This window comes from Nocardioides sp., from assembly GCF_036374615.1.
In the GTDB taxonomy this organism is placed as follows: domain Bacteria; phylum Actinomycetota; class Actinomycetes; order Propionibacteriales; family Nocardioidaceae; genus Nocardioides.
This window is the reverse complement of sequence record NZ_DASUTK010000053.1, coordinates 1-15,546: the sequence shown is the minus strand read 5'-3', so window position 1 is coordinate 15,546 and position 15,546 is coordinate 1. Positions and strand designations below refer to the sequence as shown.

Genomic DNA, 15,546 nt, shown 5'->3' with positions numbered 1-15,546 from the left:
GACCTGTTCTCCGGCACCAGGACGTACCCGCAGTCCACGTCCACGTCGTCAGGGAACACATCCGCCGGACAGGGTATGGCGTGGAACCGCGGATGCTTCGGGGCTGGTGTGCTCGATGCGGGAGCCAATGCCGTCAGTAGGCCGGCGACCAAGAGAATCACTAGTGCGCGCATCTGAACCCCCCAACCCCGTACCGGCGTGATCGGCCACGGTCGGAGCTTGCCCCGAACCTAGCGACGACCGGCCGCGGAGGGCATCACCAATTTGGACGATCCCCCACCCCAAGACACGCAGCGCTCGGATCCCGGCACGGCCCGTGCACGCTCATCGGCAGAGTGCACTTCCGTCCTCGCATAGGGACACACCCAGTCAGGAGGCTCCCTCGGCCCCGGCGACGTGCTCACCGTCGAGATCGACGGGCTCGGCCGCCTGACCACGACCCTGGCAGCACCGCTCGACGCACCCTGAATGGCACCCCGCGGTCCGACCGGGTGCAGGTCAGGTGCGCAGCGGAGCGTCGAGCTCGACCAGGTTCTCGGCGAGGTCGGGTCGCGGGAAGAAGCAGAGCAGCACCAGGTCCTCGTGCCCGGTGGCCACGGTGGCGTGCGCCGTCCCGCGCGGGACGATGATCAGGTCGCCGGCGCCGACCGGGGTGCAGCGGTCGCCTTCCCAGGCGTTGCCGGAGCCCGACACCACGTACGTCACCTCGTCGGAGTGCGGGTGGAGGTGAGGGGTGCGGGGACCGGCGGGGACGCGGACCACGCGCACGGCGTAGTCCTCACCGAGCCCGGATGGCACCGGATCAGCCGAGAGCCGCCCGGGGAGCCGCGCGAGCTCGACCCGGTCCAGACCGACGACCGGCACGGCGTACCTCCTCGTAGATGGTCGAACGGTTCAGGTCACGGTACGGCGGGCGCAGCCTGAGTGCTCTCGATGACCTCCTGCAGGGACACGGCCTCGCCGTTGCGGGCCGATGACTCGATGACGGCCCGGACCACCGCGAGCGCCCGCACCGCCTCCTGCGCGCCCACCTCGACCGTGGCCGCTCCACGGGCGGCCAGACCGAACTCCTCGAGCTGCTCCCGGAACATGTCGGTGCGCGGGAGGTCGACCGGCTGTCGGACCGACTCCCCGTAGAACTGGGACGTCAGGGTCGACCAGTCGTCGGCCAGGTGGGACTCGTCCCAATGCGTGAAGTCGAGGTCGTACATGAGGTTCGCCTTCGTGCCGAGCAGGTTCATCGAGTAGACGCCCGGCGAGGCCCAGCCGGTGCCGATGTAGCCCAACGCGCCGCTCTCGAACTCGAGGACCGCCATGACGGCGTCGGGCACCTCGGCCTTGGTGAAGAGCTTGCGCGCGTGCGCCGACACGCTCTTCACCGGACCGAGCAGGAACTGCAGGGTGTCAGCGTGGTGGACACCGAGCTGGATGAAGGCCCCACCGGGGCTCTTGTCGGCGTACCAGCGCCAGGTCTGAGGCGTGAGCTCGAGACCGCGCTCGTTGGAGAAGTTGGCCTCGGCGAGCGAGACCTCGCCGAGCCGGCCGTCCTCGATCCAGCGCTTCATCTCACGGTGACCCGACAGGCGGCGTGAGCTGTGGCCCACGGCGAAGACGCCGCCGGTGTCGCGGACCGCCGCCGCGATCCGGTTCGCGTCCTCGAGGGTGTGTGCGATCGGCTTGTCGGTGTAGACAGCCTTCCCGGCCTCGAGCGCTTGGGTGACGACCTGCTTGTGGGTGTCGTTGGGCGTGGTGATGACGACGCCCTCGACCGCGTCGTCCGCCAGCAGCTCCTCGTAGGTCGCGGCAGACCGCTCGATCCCGAACTCCTCCTGGAACTTCGCACGCCTCTCCGGGTCACGGCTGAAGCAGCTGTAGAGCTCGACCTGGTCACCGCGCTGGGCGCCGCGCGCCAGCACCCGTGCCCATCGACCCAGGCCGACGGAAGCGAGTCGGACCTTGTCAGTCATGCCTTCTCCTTCGGGTTGGCGGCCGCGCGGACGCGACGCGCGTTGAGCACGACCTCGATGCCGGCGAGCACGCCTCCGGCCACGACGTCGGCGAAGTCCTTCGAGCGGTCGAGGGTGGCCCAGCCCGGGTTGCCGTACCAGCCGTCGTCGGCCAGCTCGGTGACATCGGTGATGAACCCGTAGACCTCGGGGGAGCGTCGCATCTGGTCCATCTCGAGGGCTCCGGGAGGGCGGGTCGGCTCGCCGGCGCGCTCGCTCTTGACGAGGCTGGGGTCGTAGGCGAGGACCGCCAGGGTCTCGATGCCGCCACCGTGGGTGAGCTCGCCGCCCTCCTCCTGGTACAACCGCTGCGCGGTGTAGCACGCCTGGGCGGCGACGAACGTGGCGTCGTGGCGGTCCTGCAGGTCGGTCGCGACCGCGTTCATCGACGCGATGTTGCCCTCGTGCCAGTTGACGAGCACGACCGTCCGGGCCCCGGCCTCGATCAGCTCGGTGCACACGTCGGACAGCAGCGCTTCGAACGTCTCCCGCCGCAACGTCACCGAGCCGGGGTGCCCGGCGTGGATAGGGGTCACGCCGTACGGGCAGAAGGGCGCGTAGACGGCGTCGAGCCGAGCGGCGACCTCGCGGGCGACCAGCTCGGCAGCCATCGTGTCGGTGCCGTTGGGCAGGTGGGGGCCGTGCTGCTCGATGCTGCCGATCGGCAGCACGACCGTGGCGGAGCGCGCCAGCGCGTCCCGGGCCTCCGGGCTGGTCATCCGCGACAGGTCGGAGATCATGCGGGCCTCCCAGGGGCCTCGTCAGGGCGGGTGGACGGTTCGACCACCGGGTCGCGCAACGGCTCCCCGGCCAGCAGGCGGGCCGCCTCCGCGGCGGCCTTGCGTCGCAGGTCCTCCTCGGACTCCTCGGTGTACCACGCCATGTGGGGTGTGAGGAGCAGCCGGTCCTCGACGCCCTCGAGCACCCCGAGGTCCACCGGCTCGGGAGCGAACACGTCGAGCGCGGCGCGGGCCGGGCGGCCCGCTGCCAGGGCCTCCACCAGAGCCGGGAGGTCGACCAGCGACCCGCGTGCGGTGTTGACCAGCACGCTTCCGGGACGCATCGCTGCCAGGCGTGGTGCGTCGAGCAGCGCCGATCCGTCCGGGCTGCCCGGTGCGTGCAGCGACACGACGTCCGCGGCGGCGAGCAGCGTGTCGAGGTCGACACCGTGCACTCCGGTCTCGGCCGGGACGTCGATCCATTCGTCGTGGGCGAGGACCGCGAAGCCGAGCCCTTGGAAGTACGCCGCGGCCTGGCGGCCGATCCGGCCGAACCCGACCACGCCGGCCGTCAGGCTGCTCGGCACGTGGAGCGGACGAAGCTCGGAGAACCCCCACCCACCGCCGCGGACGGAGCGGTCCGCCTCGGGAAGTCGGCGGAGGAGCGCGCACGCGGTGGCGACTGCGTGGAACGCGACGGCCTCGGTGCCGTAGTCGGAGACGCGTGCGACGGCGATGCCGAGCCGGCGAGCCGCCTCGAGGTCGACGGAGTCGGTACCGACGCCGTACCGGATGACGCCGCGGCAGCGCAGTCCGGCCAAGACGTCGGCGGTGAACCGAGGCGCGGAGCCCGCGAGGACGACCGCGGCGTCACGAGCCACCTCGAGGATCTCCTCGGCGCTGTCGCCCGGACTGCTGACGATCGTCGCGGAGAACGGAGCCAGGGCCGCTTCCTCGATGGCGAAGTCCGGGTAGCGGGTACCGAGAACCGCGACCAGCGGTGCGCTCACCTGCGCTCCTTCCCAGCGGTAGAAGTCCGGGAAACGTAACGCCAATCGTTTGCATGGGTCAAGGCCGGGCCGCTAGATTTCGGCTGGCCCGATGAGCCCGAGGGAGGCCGGATGCCGATCGTCGACGTGCATGCCCACGGCGTGCCGGAGGACCTGGTGGACACCCTCGAGGCCGCGGGCGGCCGGCTCGGGGCGACCGTGACCCGCGAGGGCGAGCGGGTGCTGACCGCTGTCGGGGACCGACCGCCGGGGCGGGTCAAGCCCGAGCTGCTGGATCTGTCCGTCAGGCTGAGCGCGATGGACGCCGCTGGTGTCGACGTCCAGCTCCTCTCGCCGTGGATGGACCTGACCGCGAGCGCCGTCGCCGCCGCGGTCGCCGGCGACTTCGCACGCCAGTCCAACGACGCGATGGCGGCCTGGATCCTCCCGCACGCCGACCGGTTCCTGGCGCTGGCCACGTTGCCGCTCCGGTCGCCGGCCGAGGCAGCGGGCGAGCTGCGCCGGGCGGTCGTGGACCTCGGCATGGTCGGTGCCGAGATCGCGACGCGACCTGGCGGTCGCGAGCTCGACGACGAGTCGTTCGGGGTGCTGTGGGATGCCGCACGTGAGCTGGACTGCATGGTCCTGGTGCACCCGTTCGAGTCGTTGCAGGGTCGCGGTGTCACGCGGCACTTCCTGGGCAACCTCGTCGGGAACCCCGCGGAAACGACCATCGCCGTGGGACACCTCGTGTTCGGCGGCGTCGTTGACCGCCACCCGGGGGTGCGGTTCTGCTTCGTCCACGGCGGCGGGTTCGCGCCGTACCAGGTGGGGCGATGGAACCACGCGTTCCGGCAGGACGCCCGCGGGGCGGCCGAGCGCGTCCGCACTCTGCCCGGCGATCTGCTGCGGCGGCTCTGGTTCGACAGCGTCGTGCACGACGAGGGTGCGCTACGACATCTCCTGGCGACAGTCGGTGATGACCAGGTGGTCCTGGGAAGCGACTACCCGTTCGAGATGGGTGACCCGGACCCGGTCGGCTCTCTACGCAACGTCATGGGCACGCGCGAGCGACTGCACCAGGTCACCACGAAGAACGCAGGCCGACTGCTGGGCTCCCACGCCGTCCGGCTCGGCTCGTCCGGATCCGCGTGACCTCCGCCGCCACGCCTACCGGTCCGTGGCTGCGACAGTTCGCGGTGCTGTGCGTCCATGCGTTGCTCTTCCAGGCGGCCACGTTCCTCGCCCGACCCACCGCGTCGTACCGGGCGATCGAGCTCGACGTCCCGACCGCGTTGCTCGGGCTCCTCGTCGCCAGCTTCGCATTCGTGCCGCTGCTGGTGGCGATGCCCGCGGGCGACCTTGCCGACCGGTACGGCGAGAGCCGGGTGATGCTGACGGGAACGCTCGTGATCGCGGGCGCGATGACGCTGTTCGTCGTCGCGGGAGACACCTTCGGGATGCTGCTGCTCGGAACGCTGCTACTGGGCACCGGGCACCTGATGTGCGCGGTCGGCCAGCACGCGATGGTCGCCAACCTCGTGCCCTCCGGGCGGCTCGACGACGCCTTCGGCTACTACACGTTCGCGGGATCGGTCGGACAAGCCGCCGGCCCGGCGCTGCTGGGCCTCATCGGGTCAGGTGCCGCGCTTCCTCCCTCGCACGACGTGTTCGTCGTGTGCCTGGGCATCTCGATCGTGCTGGTCGTCGTCACGACGCTGGCACGTCGCACGACGCAGACCGGGGTCGCGCCGCGCGCTGACCGCACGGTGGCCGCACTGCTGCGCACCCCAGGGCTGCCGCGCGCACTCGTGGTGAGCAGCGTGGTGCTGGCGGCCATGGACATCACGCTGGTCTACCTCCCGGCACTCGGGGCCGAGCACGGCCTGTCCGTCGGCGCCGTGAGCGGCCTGCTCACCGCCCGGGCGGTCGCGACCATGGTGGCCCGGCTGTTCACGGGCGCGCTCACCGCCCGGCTGGGCAGACGACTCCTGATGGTGCTGTCGATCGGGGCGTCGGGCGTCGCGACCGCTCTGGTCCCGCTGCCGGTTCCCCTGGCGTTGACCGGTGTCGCCATCGTGGTCATGGGGTTCGGTCTCGGTGTCTGCCAGCCCGCGACCCTCGCCTGGCTGGCCGAGATCGCACCCGTCGGTGCGCGGGGCCGGGTGATGTCGCTGCGTCTCGTGGGGAACCGGTTCGGCCAGGTGGTGCTGCCCACCGGGATCGGACTGGTGGCTGCCGGGCTCGGAGCGGCCGGTGTTCTCGGGCTGACCGGAGCATCGCTGGTGGCCGCGGCCGGCATCGCGCGGTCGGCACCCCTCGACAGCGCCGGCGACCTGGGCGGTTGACACCGCGCGGAGCCGGTGCGAACAATCCCAACGTTTGTCCGTCTACACTCAGGCAGCGCCGCTCCCGGGGTCGGAGTCGGCGCCCGCGATCGGGAGGACAGGTGACCGAAGCGACACCGGGGACCTCTCCGACTGACGAGGGGGAATCCGCTCGCCGGCGCCCACCCACGTTGCGTGAGGTGGCCAGCGCTGCGCAGGTGGACATCTCAACGGTGTCTCGCGCGCTCCGCCCCGAGACCCGCAATCGGGTGAAGCCGGAGACCGCGAAGCGGGTGATCGCGACTGCCGATGCGATGGGTTACCGGGCGAATCCCTTCGCCCGCGGGCTGAAGGATCAGCGGTCCATGACCATCGGGATGCTGGTGCCCGATCTGGGCAACCCACTGTTCCCGCCCATCGCCCGCGGCATCGAGGACGGGCTGCGCGAGCGGGGCTACGTGATGATCCTGGGGAGCACCGACCAGGACCTCGGCCGCGAGCAGAAGCTGTTGGACGTCTTCCGGGAACGGCGCGCCGACGGGCTGGTCCTGGCGACGGCGCTGCGCTCCTACCCGCTGCTCGACCAGCTCGTCGAGTCGCGACTCCCCGTGGTGCTGGTGAACCGCACGGTGGACGAGGGTCGGCTCTCGATGGTGTCCGGTGACGACCACCAGGGCATCGGCCTGGCCGTGAAGCACCTCGTCGAGCTCGGCCACCGCAGGATCGCCTTCGTGGGCGCCGCGCTCTCGGCCTCCACCGGTTTCAACCGCTACCAGTACTTCCTGGCGTGGATGCAGTCGCTCGGGCTGAATGTGGACCAGGACCTTCTGGTGTTCGCCCCGTGGTTCACCAAGGACGACGGTGCGGCGGCCACCGAGGAGCTGATCGGTCGCGGTGTCGAGTTCACGGCTGTCATCGCCGCCAGCGACATGATCGCCCTCGGCGTCTACCGCGCCCTGCGAGCCCATGGGTGCGTGGTTCCCGACGACGTCTCCGTCGTCGGCTACAACGGCTCGCGATGGTGCGACGAGTTCGCGCCGCCTCTCACGAGCATCCACGTGCCGAAGTACGACATCGGCCGGCAGGCCGCGCAGCTGTTGCTGGCCCGGCTCGACCACCCGGGTACGACGCCGACCAACGTCCTGCTCCCGACCTCGCTGCAGGTGCGCGCGTCGACCGCGGTCCCTGCCTGACAGTCCCCCGGCACCGTCCTCGAGTGCTTGACACTCGCGGACCTGGCGACCTACGTTCGTGCCAAACGTTTGGATTCTCAGCCCGACCCGGGCAGGTGAGGAGGCGTCGGTGAGCGGTCTCGCGTGGCCCTCCGCCGAGGTGACCCGGCTCGAGACCGAGGTCCTGGTCGTCGGCGGTGGCGTGGCAGGCTGCCTGGCCGCGATCCAGGCGCGCGACGCGGGGGCGGACGTGCTGGTGGCCGACAAGGCGAAGTTCCTCGAGCGCGCCGGCAGCGTCGCAGGCGGGGTCGACCAGTTCATGACCCCTCTCGGGGCCGGGGAGGAGTGGGACACCCCGCAGCACCTGATGTCGTTCGTCCCGACCCTGACGGACGGCCTCAGCGACCTCGACGTCGCGGAGCGCGCGGTGCACGAGCTGCCCCGGGTCTTCGAGCGCCTCAAGGAGATCGGGATCGACTTCACCGATCCCGCGACCGGCGAGTACTTCCGCACCCGCGCATTCGGGCTGCCGGGGGAGTTCCACCTCAACTTCGACGGCAGCCGGTTCAAGTACCAGCTCGGCCGGTACACCGTGGGGCACGGAGCCAGGTTCCTCCCGCGGACGATGATGACCGACCTCCTGACCGACGTCAGCGGCGAGCGGGTGGTCGGGGCGGTCGGCTTCAACTGTCGCACCGGTGAGCGCTATGCCATCCGGGCGACGTCGGTCGTGGTCTCGACCGGAGACATCAACCGGATCTCACGCAACATCTCGGGCCTCCCCTTCGACAGCTGGCACTACCCCTACAACACGGGTGACGGGCACGCCATGGCCTACCGCCAGGGGGCGCAGCTGGTGAACATGGAGCTGGTCGAGGCCACGCTGACGCCGCTCGGCTTCTCAGTCCAGGGCACCAACTCCTACGCCGGGCAGGGCGCGCACTTCCTCAACCGGCACGGCGAGCGGTTCATGTTCCGCTACGACCCGAAGGGCGAGAAGGCCAGACGCACGATCCTGGTGAATGCCGTGATCGAGGAGGTGCTCGCCGGCAACGAACCGATCTACGTCGACATCCGGCACCTACCGGAGGACACGAAGGACGACTTCGTCCGCACGTTGGGCGTCGACCGCTACACGCTGCCGGCGTACTTCGAGCAGCGCGGGCTCGACATCCGCAGCGAGCTGCTGCCGATCGGCATCTCCGAGATGTCGATCCGGCGGGGCGGATCGTACTTCCGCGGCTCCGGCCTCGTGGTCGACACCAGCGCCGAGACGAACCTGGTCGGGCTCTTCAGTGCGGGGGACTGCTCCATGGTGAGCGGCGGGATCTCGGCGGCGGCCGCCCTGGGAGCCATCGCCGGACGTGGCGCGGTGGACCGGTTGCGGTCCACGGACACCGAGGCCGAGCTCGACGAGTCGAGTCTCGAGGAGGCCCTGGCCCGGCTGGACGAGCCGCTGATCGCGGAGGGCGGGTGTCGCTGGCAGGAGCTCGAGGACCGGCTGCGCGGCGTCGTCACCGACTACGTCGGGATGCGCCGGTCCGAGCGAGGCATGCGCCGCGCGAAGCAGCTGCTCGCCGAGCTCCGCACCGAGGAGGCCGCGCTCGACGCGACGTCCTTCCACGAGCTGATGCGCACGCTCGAGACCAAGAACATCCTGCTGGCCGCCGTGCTCATGACCGAGGCCGCCCTGCACCGGACCGAGAGCCGGTCGGGAGCGGCGCACCGCCGGCTGGACCACCCTGAGACGGACGACACGACCTGGCGGAAGTCGATCGTCCTGAGCCGAGGCGGCGACGGCGGCGTCCGGATGGAGTACAGGTCCGAAGGGGAGCAGCCCGAGCCGGCGACGACGGGGCGCGCGACGTGACCATCGAGCCGCACAACCCGATCGACATCAATCCGGACACGTGCATCGCGTGCATGATCTGTGACTACGTCTGCCCCGGGGACGTGATCCACAAGCAGCCGCGCTCCAAGGAGCTTCCGGTGGTCGCCTATCCCGACGAGTGCTGGTACTGCGGTCTGTGCGAGCAGGCCTGCCCGGCCGATGCCATCACCGTCGTCTTCCCCGAGCAGATGCTCGCCCCGAGCACCCCGGTGACGGCGCTCCTCGGCCGGGACCCGGACTGAGCCGAGCGACGCGTCAGGGGAGCGCCGCGCCGCGCATCCGGGTCGCGAGCTCCTCGTCGGGGCGCACCACGTAGACACCGCCGTTGACCCGGTCGGTGACGTAGATGTCGAGGTCGGCGGAGACGAACAGGTCGTTCACCTGGGCGGCCTGCTGGGCCGCGGGTGTGCGTGGCACCCAGTGTGCGATCTCCTGGGGGCCGGTCGGGTCGGACACGTCGTACACACGCAGTCCGGCGTTGAAGTAGGTGACGAAGACCAGCTCGGCGCTGCGGTAGCTGCCCGGGCGGTTCTCGTGGGTGTTGTGCGGGCCGAACCGCAGGCCACGGGTCGCGTAGTCCCCGGTCGGGACGGGACAGTGGGACACCAGGACCGGCCGGGTCGGGTCCGACACGTCGACGATCCGGACGAGGTGCTGCTCGGTCGAGCTGTCCACCACCTCGTCGGTGACCACGAGCAGGTCTCGACCGGGCAGCGGCAGACAGGTGTGCGTGTCACCCCCCGGCTCCCAGTCGAGGTGGCCCAGCTGAGCGGGTCTCGTGGGGTCGGTGAGATCGAGGACCACCAGGCCGGCGTCGCCGTAGCCGACATAGGCGACGTCGCCGGACAGCAGCCCGTGGTGCGCGGCGTAGCGCTTGCCCTCGGGCCAGGTCGGCTCCTCATCACCGGCGAGCCACTGCCCGGGCCACCACCAACGCCCGGCCTCGACCGGGCTGGTCGGGTCACTCAGGTCGACGACGACGAAGATCCGATCGTTGAAGCCATCGGGTATCGCCGAGACGTGGGCGTACCGGCCACCCGTCCAGACGATCCGGTGGACGCCACGGCCGGTCGAGTCGAACCAGCCGATCTGCCGAGGGTCGAACGGGTCCGCCAGGTCGTACACCGCCATACCGGCGCTGTAGGGGTCTCCGCCCCGGAACTGTTCGTGGTTGACCAGCAGCACCCCGTCGGCCACCTGCACCTTGTGCGTGTGGCTCCCCGCCGGCGAGGGGATCTGTCGGACCATGCGCAGGTCGGTCGGGTCGCTCGCATCGAGGATCGACGTACCCATCCCGCTCGGGCCGAAGTGGCCGACGTAGAGGGCATCGCCCTCCCGCAGCACCTGCATACCGTCGCCGCTGCCGTCGAGGTCGTGATGGCCGACGGCGGACAGGTGATGGCTCTCCGCGTCCCAGGTGGACTGCATCGGCTCTGGATCCCCTCTGACAACAAACGTTTGCAGGAGCCTAGGTCGTGGCCGGGGCCGGGTCAATGGACCGGCGGCTCAGCGTCGCTGCGGCTCCCAGGCGGCCGTCAACGCCGCCCGGATCGCGTCCGGGTCACCACGCAGCAGGTCACGCCGTCCAGCGTGGCGAGCTGTGCGCGCACCTCCGAGATGTCCATGAGGGACACGGTGCCACGGGTCAGGGGGTCAGGTTCTGCAGTCTGACCTGGCCCCGCGCGACCAACCGCCCCTCGGCGTCGGTGGTGTCGACCGCCCACACCTGCTGCGAGCGGCCACGGTGGACGGGCCGCGCCGTCGACGTCAGCCGGCCCTCGGTCACGCCGCGGTAGAAGTCGGTGTTGTTGTTGACGCCGACCACGCGGCCGCGGTCCTCGAGCCACAGGGCGGCCGCCAGGCTGCACAGGCCCTCGTTGACCAGCGAGTGCACGCCGCCGTGCAGCAGCCCGAAGGGCTGGTGTGTCGCGGGCGTCACAGACCAGGTCGCGTCGATCCCGTCGCGATCGAGCCGGGTGAACTCCATCGCCATCGACTCGCGCAGCGGTTCGATGATGACGAACGACGGGTCCATGGCGGGCGTGGTCGGGCCGGCATCGGTCACCGCACGAAACCTACCCGAGCAGCTTCCGGGCCAGTGCCAGGTGGAACCGCGCGGACAGGCCGATGTCGTCGACGTGCACGCGCTCGTCGGCGTTGTGATAGCCGGCCGCCAGCACTTCGGCCGGCGTCGCGCGGAACGGGCTGAACCCGTACGCCGCGGTGCCGGCCGCCGAGCGCAGGTACGAGGAGTCGGTGTAGCCGGTGCACAGCACCGGCAGCACGAACGCGTCGTCGCCGTCGTCGGCGAGCACCGCTGCGACCGCCTCGGGCAGCGGCCCGCCGGCCGGCGAGCTGCTGCCCGGCACCAGCGGGTCGGCGTACTCGAGCTCGAAGCGCAGGTCGTCGCCGAGCCGGCTCCGGACCGTGGCCAGCACCTCCTCGCCGGTCGTCCCCGGCAGGATCCGGCAGTCCAGCTCGACCGAGGCCCGCTCGGGCATCACGTTGCGAGCCGGCGACCCGGCCAGCACGGTCGGCGCCATGGTCGTGCCCGGCGTCGGCGGCAGCGAGTGCCCGAGCGCCGGATGGAGCGACGCGGCCTCGGCGACGTCGGCCGCCAGGTCGCCCACCGGGCGACCGAGCAGCGCCTCGAGCGTGGCGTCCACCTCGGGAGACCGCACCAGGTCCGGCATGCCGCGACCGACGCGGCGGATCAGCTCGGCGAGGTGCGGCACGGCGTTGTCACCGACCTCCGGCATCGACGCGTGGCCGGCCTCGCCGACCGCCACCACCCGAACCGGGCAGGTCCCCTTCTCGCCGATGGCGAACGTGAGCGCGACGCGACCATCCGCCAAGGGCAGTCGCTCGCCGGCGCCCTCGTTGATCGCCATCGTCGGCCGGATGTCGGGCCGGTGCTCGAGCAGCCAGCGCATGCCGACGTCGGCAGCTCCGTTCTCCTCGTCCGCGACCGCGATGAACCACAGGTCGCCGCGCGGCCGGAACCCCTCCCGCGCGAGCCGTGCCATCGCCACCGCGCGAGCCGCCACCTCGTTCTTCATGTCGACCGCGCCTCGGCCGTAGAGGAAGCCGGCGTCGTCGATGACCGCCTCGAAGGGCGGGTGGGTCCAGTCCTGGCCCTCGGTCGGGACGACGTCGGTGTGTCCGACGAACGCCAGTGAGGGTGCGCCCGGGTCCGTGCCCGGGATCCGCGCCACGATGTTGGCGCGATCGGGCTCGCGTGCCACGAGCTCGGCGTCGACGCCGGCGTCGGTGAGGAGGTCATGCAGGTACGACGCCGCCAGGGTCTCCGCGCCCCGGTGCCCGTAGTTGGTGGTGTCGAGCCGGATCAGCGCCCGCGTGACCTCGACCGCCTCGTCCTCGAGCCCGCTCACCGGTCCTCCCTCGGCTCGGCGTGGACCAGCCCCAGTCGGTCCAGCAGCCACGCCGCGACCTCGGCCTCGTAGGCGAGGTGGCCGAACCGGCCCGACGGGCCTACGTGCGCACCAGCGCCGAGCTCGACTCGGAACAGGCAGCGCGGTGACCACTCCGGGTCGCTCGCGCGCAGCGCCGCCACCCCCTTGGCCGGCTCTCTCACCATCACCCGCGGGTCGTGCACGGCGCCCGTGACGAGCAGGTCGGGGCGGGTCCCGGCTGGAGGCAGGTTGTCGTACGGCGAGTATCCGAGCATCCAGTCGAACTGCTCGCGGATCCGCGGATCGCCCCACTCCTCCCACTCCGTGATCGTGAGCGGGGTCGCCTCGTCGAACATCGTGGTCACGACGTCGACGAACGGAACCTCGGCGACCACCGCCCGCCACCGCTCCGGCCGCTGACTGAACACCGCCCCCTGGAGCAGCCCGCCTGCGCTGAGACCGCGGCTGGCGATCCGGTCGGGGTCGACCAGGCCGGCGGCGGCGAGGCCGTCGGCGGCCGCGGCGTGGTCGTCGAACGTGTGCTGCTTGGCAGCCAGCTTGCCGTCGAGGTACCACGCGCGACCGTTCTCGCTGCCACCCCGGACGTGCACGTGGACGTACACGGCACCACGGTCGAGCAGCGACGGCAGCGCGGGGTCCCACTCGGGCTCGAACGTGTAGCCGTAGGCGCCGTACGCGTAGAGCACCGCGGGCGCGGTGCCGTCCAGGGCGACATCGCGGTGCCTCATCACGGTGGCCGGAACCGGCGTGCCGTCGATCGAGGGGAACTCGTGCCGCTCGACGACGTAGCGGTCGGGGTCGTGCGTGGGTGCCTCGTGGCGCAGCACCTCGGCCCACTCGCCGGTCCGCAGGTCGACCTCGCTCCAGACCGGCGGCGACAGCCACGACTCGTCCTTCACCACGATTGCTGCCGTGTCGTAGTCGGTGGTGCGCGCGAGGTGAAGACCGCCGCCGGGAGAGGACGCGGTCAGGTCACGCCCCGGGCCGGCGAGGTCGTCGTGGTCGAGCACCCGCAGCAGGTGCCGACCGCCGACCCGCAGCGCGAGGACGACACCGGCGGCGAACGCGTCGGCACGGCGGAGGTGCTCCGCGGGGTTCTCGGGCCGCGCCTCGGTCCAGGTGGTCCAGTCCTGCCCGTCCGGACCAGGGACGGGCGCGAGCATCAGCCGGCACTCGACCCGGTCCTCGACGACCACCAGCACGTCCTGCGCCGACTCCGTACGCCGAGGGTCGACCCGGTAGCGCACGCCGTCGCGACGGCCGCCGACCGAGCGCGGGGCCGACTCCGGTTCGCGGGCGTCGACCAGCCAGGCCTCCGACGTCGTGTTGCTCTCGGACGCGATCACCACCCAGTCACCCGACCGGCTCGCGCGGGGGAGCAGCTCGAACCGCTCGTCGGGCTCGTCGAGCACCAGCACGTCGTCCGCGACCGGCGTGCCGAGCCGGTGTCGCCACACCTGGAACGCCCGGTAAGCCTCGTCGTGCACCGAGTAGAAGAACCACTGGGAGTTCGCGCTCCACGCGCCGCCGTAGTAGCTGCGAGGGACCACCTCGGCGAGGTCCTCACCGGTGCTCAGGTCGCGGAAGCGCAGCGTGTAGACCTCGTCCCCGTCGTGGTCGACGGAGTAGGCGAGGACCGTCTCGTCGGGGCTGACCAGGGTGACGCCGAGCTCGCAGTAGTCGCTCCCCTCGGCGAGCTCGGTGACGTCGAGCACCGTCTCCGGCTCGAGCCCCGCTCCGCCGCGGAAATCGTCGTGGAGACCGCCGTCCCGTGCAGAAATCGTTGCTTCCGACACCGAATCGTGACGAATTGTTCGGCGAATCCGCGGGTAATCTCTTCCCGTCGGAGTCTCGGTGTAGTAGGAGTAGCGCCGACGGTTCCACCGTGGGGACCGTTCGGTCGGGGGTAGCCGACGGACCATCTCGGTCCGGAGGGCGGCAGTCAGGGAGTCCAGATGAACAACCGCAGCGTCGTACCAGGCCCGCTCGGCGGCAAGGTGCGCCAGTACTTCCGGCGACTCGGCGTCCGCCAGCCACGCGTAGGGGTCGACCCGCTCGACCCCGTGCTCCCGGTGGGTCACGGGTCTCTGCGGCGCCAGCGGCGGCTGTTCGGTCGTCACGGCGCACAACGTAGCGCCGCTCGGCTGCTGGCGCTCGTGGGATTCCTGCTGGCGTCCCTGGCACCGGGTCTCGCACTCGCTCCGGTCCGGGCGTCCGACGACAAGGTGACCTTCACCGTGGCGTTCCTGAACGAGGTCGACTCGTTCAACCCGTTCCTGGGCATCGAGGCGTCGTCGTTCGAGATGTGGGCGCTGATGTACGACTCGCTCACCGGCTACGCGATGGAGGACATGCGGCCGACGCCGTCGCTCGCGACGGAGTGGGAGTCGTCGGAGGACGGACTCACCTGGACGTTCACCATCCGAGACGACGTCACCTGGTCCGACGGCGAGCCACTCACCGCCCAGGACGTCGTCTACACCTATGAACGGATCCGCGACGGCGGGCCCGAGCAGGCGACGTGGGGCGTCTACCTGCGCGGGGTCGAGTCCGTGACCGCACCGGACGACACCACGGTGGCGCTCGAGCTCAAGAACCCGAGCGCGATGATGCCGCTGCTGCCGATCCCGATCGTGCCGGAGCACGTGTGGACCGACGTGACCGATGACGAGATGAAGGCCTACGGCAACGAGCCGTCCGAGGGCGAGCCGGTCGTAGGGTCCGGGCCGTTCCGGTTGGTGGAGGGTACGGCGGGAGGCGCGACGTACCGCTTCGAGGTCAACCCCGACTACTGGGGCGGCACGCCCCACCTCGACGAGGTCGTCTTCCGCGTCTTCAAGTCCGAGGACCCGGCGATCCAGGCGCTGGTCACCGGTGAGGTCGACTTCGTCGAGGGCATCAACGCACTCCAGGTCCAGTCGCTCGAAGGCCGAGACGGGATCAGTGCCCAGATGGGCGACTCGCCGGGCTTCGACGAGTACGCGTTCAACACCGGGTCGATCGACACC

14 protein-coding genes are annotated in these 15,546 nt (G+C 71.1%); 6 read left to right on the top strand and 8 right to left on the bottom strand.

All coding sequences use genetic code 11. The features are described from left to right. Positions 1-498 precede the first annotated feature (498 nt). Genes VFZ39_RS04170 through VFZ39_RS04155 form a run of 4 tightly spaced genes read right to left on the bottom strand, consistent with a single transcriptional unit; the run spans position 499 to position 3,735 of the window. On the bottom strand, positions 499-864 hold the full coding sequence (locus VFZ39_RS04170) for a cupin domain-containing protein (protein WP_330864462.1): 366 nt from the start codon (positions 862-864) through the stop codon (positions 499-501). Between the two features lie 35 nt (positions 865-899). Beyond that, a complete protein-coding gene (locus tag VFZ39_RS04165) occupies positions 900-1,967 on the bottom strand; it encodes a Gfo/Idh/MocA family protein (protein WP_330864461.1) in 1,068 nt (355 codons plus the stop codon). Further along, positions 1,964-2,746: a creatininase family protein gene (locus VFZ39_RS04160; protein ID WP_330864460.1), complete on the bottom strand. Its 783-nt coding sequence runs from the start codon at positions 2,744-2,746 to the stop codon at positions 1,964-1,966. The genes VFZ39_RS04165 and VFZ39_RS04160 overlap by 4 nt, the downstream gene beginning before the upstream one ends. Beyond that, positions 2,743-3,735 (bottom strand): C-terminal binding protein, encoded by a 993-nt coding sequence (locus tag VFZ39_RS04155; RefSeq protein ID WP_330864459.1) that lies wholly within the window; start codon positions 3,733-3,735, stop codon positions 2,743-2,745. Before VFZ39_RS04155 ends, VFZ39_RS04160 begins: the two co-directional genes overlap by 4 nt. A gap of 111 nt (positions 3,736-3,846) precedes the next feature. Here VFZ39_RS04155 and VFZ39_RS04150 point away from each other — a divergent pair, with 111 nt between their 5' ends. The 5 genes from VFZ39_RS04150 (at position 3,847) to VFZ39_RS04130 (ending at position 9,346) form a co-directional block, all read left to right on the top strand. Next, positions 3,847-4,869 (top strand): amidohydrolase family protein, encoded by a 1,023-nt coding sequence (locus VFZ39_RS04150; RefSeq protein ID WP_330864458.1) that lies wholly within the window; start codon positions 3,847-3,849, stop codon positions 4,867-4,869. Further along, positions 4,866-6,062 carry an MFS transporter gene (locus VFZ39_RS04145; protein ID WP_330864457.1) on the top strand — a complete coding sequence of 399 codons (1,197 nt, stop codon included), beginning with the start codon at positions 4,866-4,868 and terminating at the stop codon, positions 6,060-6,062. The genes VFZ39_RS04150 and VFZ39_RS04145 overlap by 4 nt, the downstream gene beginning before the upstream one ends. Before the next feature lie 179 nt (positions 6,063-6,241). Further along, complete coding sequence (locus VFZ39_RS04140) at positions 6,242-7,234, top strand: LacI family DNA-binding transcriptional regulator (protein WP_330864456.1); 993 nt, start codon at positions 6,242-6,244, stop codon at positions 7,232-7,234. Between the two features lie 109 nt (positions 7,235-7,343). Further along, positions 7,344-9,083, top strand: a complete 1,740-nt coding sequence (locus VFZ39_RS04135; protein ID WP_330864455.1) for an FAD-binding protein — start codon at positions 7,344-7,346, stop codon at positions 9,081-9,083. Further along, positions 9,080-9,346 (top strand): 4Fe-4S dicluster domain-containing protein, encoded by a 267-nt coding sequence (locus tag VFZ39_RS04130; RefSeq protein WP_330864454.1) that lies wholly within the window; start codon positions 9,080-9,082, stop codon positions 9,344-9,346. The genes VFZ39_RS04135 and VFZ39_RS04130 overlap by 4 nt, the downstream gene beginning before the upstream one ends. A 13-nt stretch (positions 9,347-9,359) precedes the next feature. Here the strand turns inward: VFZ39_RS04130 and VFZ39_RS04125 are convergent, their stop codons facing one another. The 4 genes from VFZ39_RS04125 to VFZ39_RS04110 all read right to left on the bottom strand — a co-directional run bounded on the left by VFZ39_RS04125 (position 9,360) and on the right by VFZ39_RS04110 (position 14,619). After that, positions 9,360-10,532, bottom strand: a complete 1,173-nt coding sequence (locus VFZ39_RS04125; protein WP_330864453.1) for an LVIVD repeat-containing protein — start codon at positions 10,530-10,532, stop codon at positions 9,360-9,362. Positions 10,533-10,749: 217 nt separating this feature from the next. Continuing rightward, entirely contained in the window at positions 10,750-11,169 is a 420-nt protein-coding gene (locus VFZ39_RS04120; RefSeq protein ID WP_330864452.1) for a PaaI family thioesterase, read from the bottom strand. 10 nt (positions 11,170-11,179) lie between these two features. Further along, positions 11,180-12,496 (bottom strand): M20/M25/M40 family metallo-hydrolase, encoded by a 1,317-nt coding sequence (locus tag VFZ39_RS04115; protein ID WP_330864451.1) that lies wholly within the window; start codon positions 12,494-12,496, stop codon positions 11,180-11,182. Then, positions 12,493-14,619 carry a prolyl oligopeptidase family serine peptidase gene (locus VFZ39_RS04110; protein ID WP_330864464.1) on the bottom strand — a complete coding sequence of 709 codons (2,127 nt, stop codon included), beginning with the start codon at positions 14,617-14,619 and terminating at the stop codon, positions 12,493-12,495. Before VFZ39_RS04110 ends, VFZ39_RS04115 begins: the two co-directional genes overlap by 4 nt. A 222-nt stretch (positions 14,620-14,841) precedes the next feature. On the opposite strand from VFZ39_RS04110, the gene VFZ39_RS04105 reads away from it, so the two are divergent. Further along, the coding region (locus VFZ39_RS04105) for an ABC transporter substrate-binding protein (protein WP_330864463.1) at positions 14,842-15,546 on the top strand (705 nt) is incomplete at its 3' end.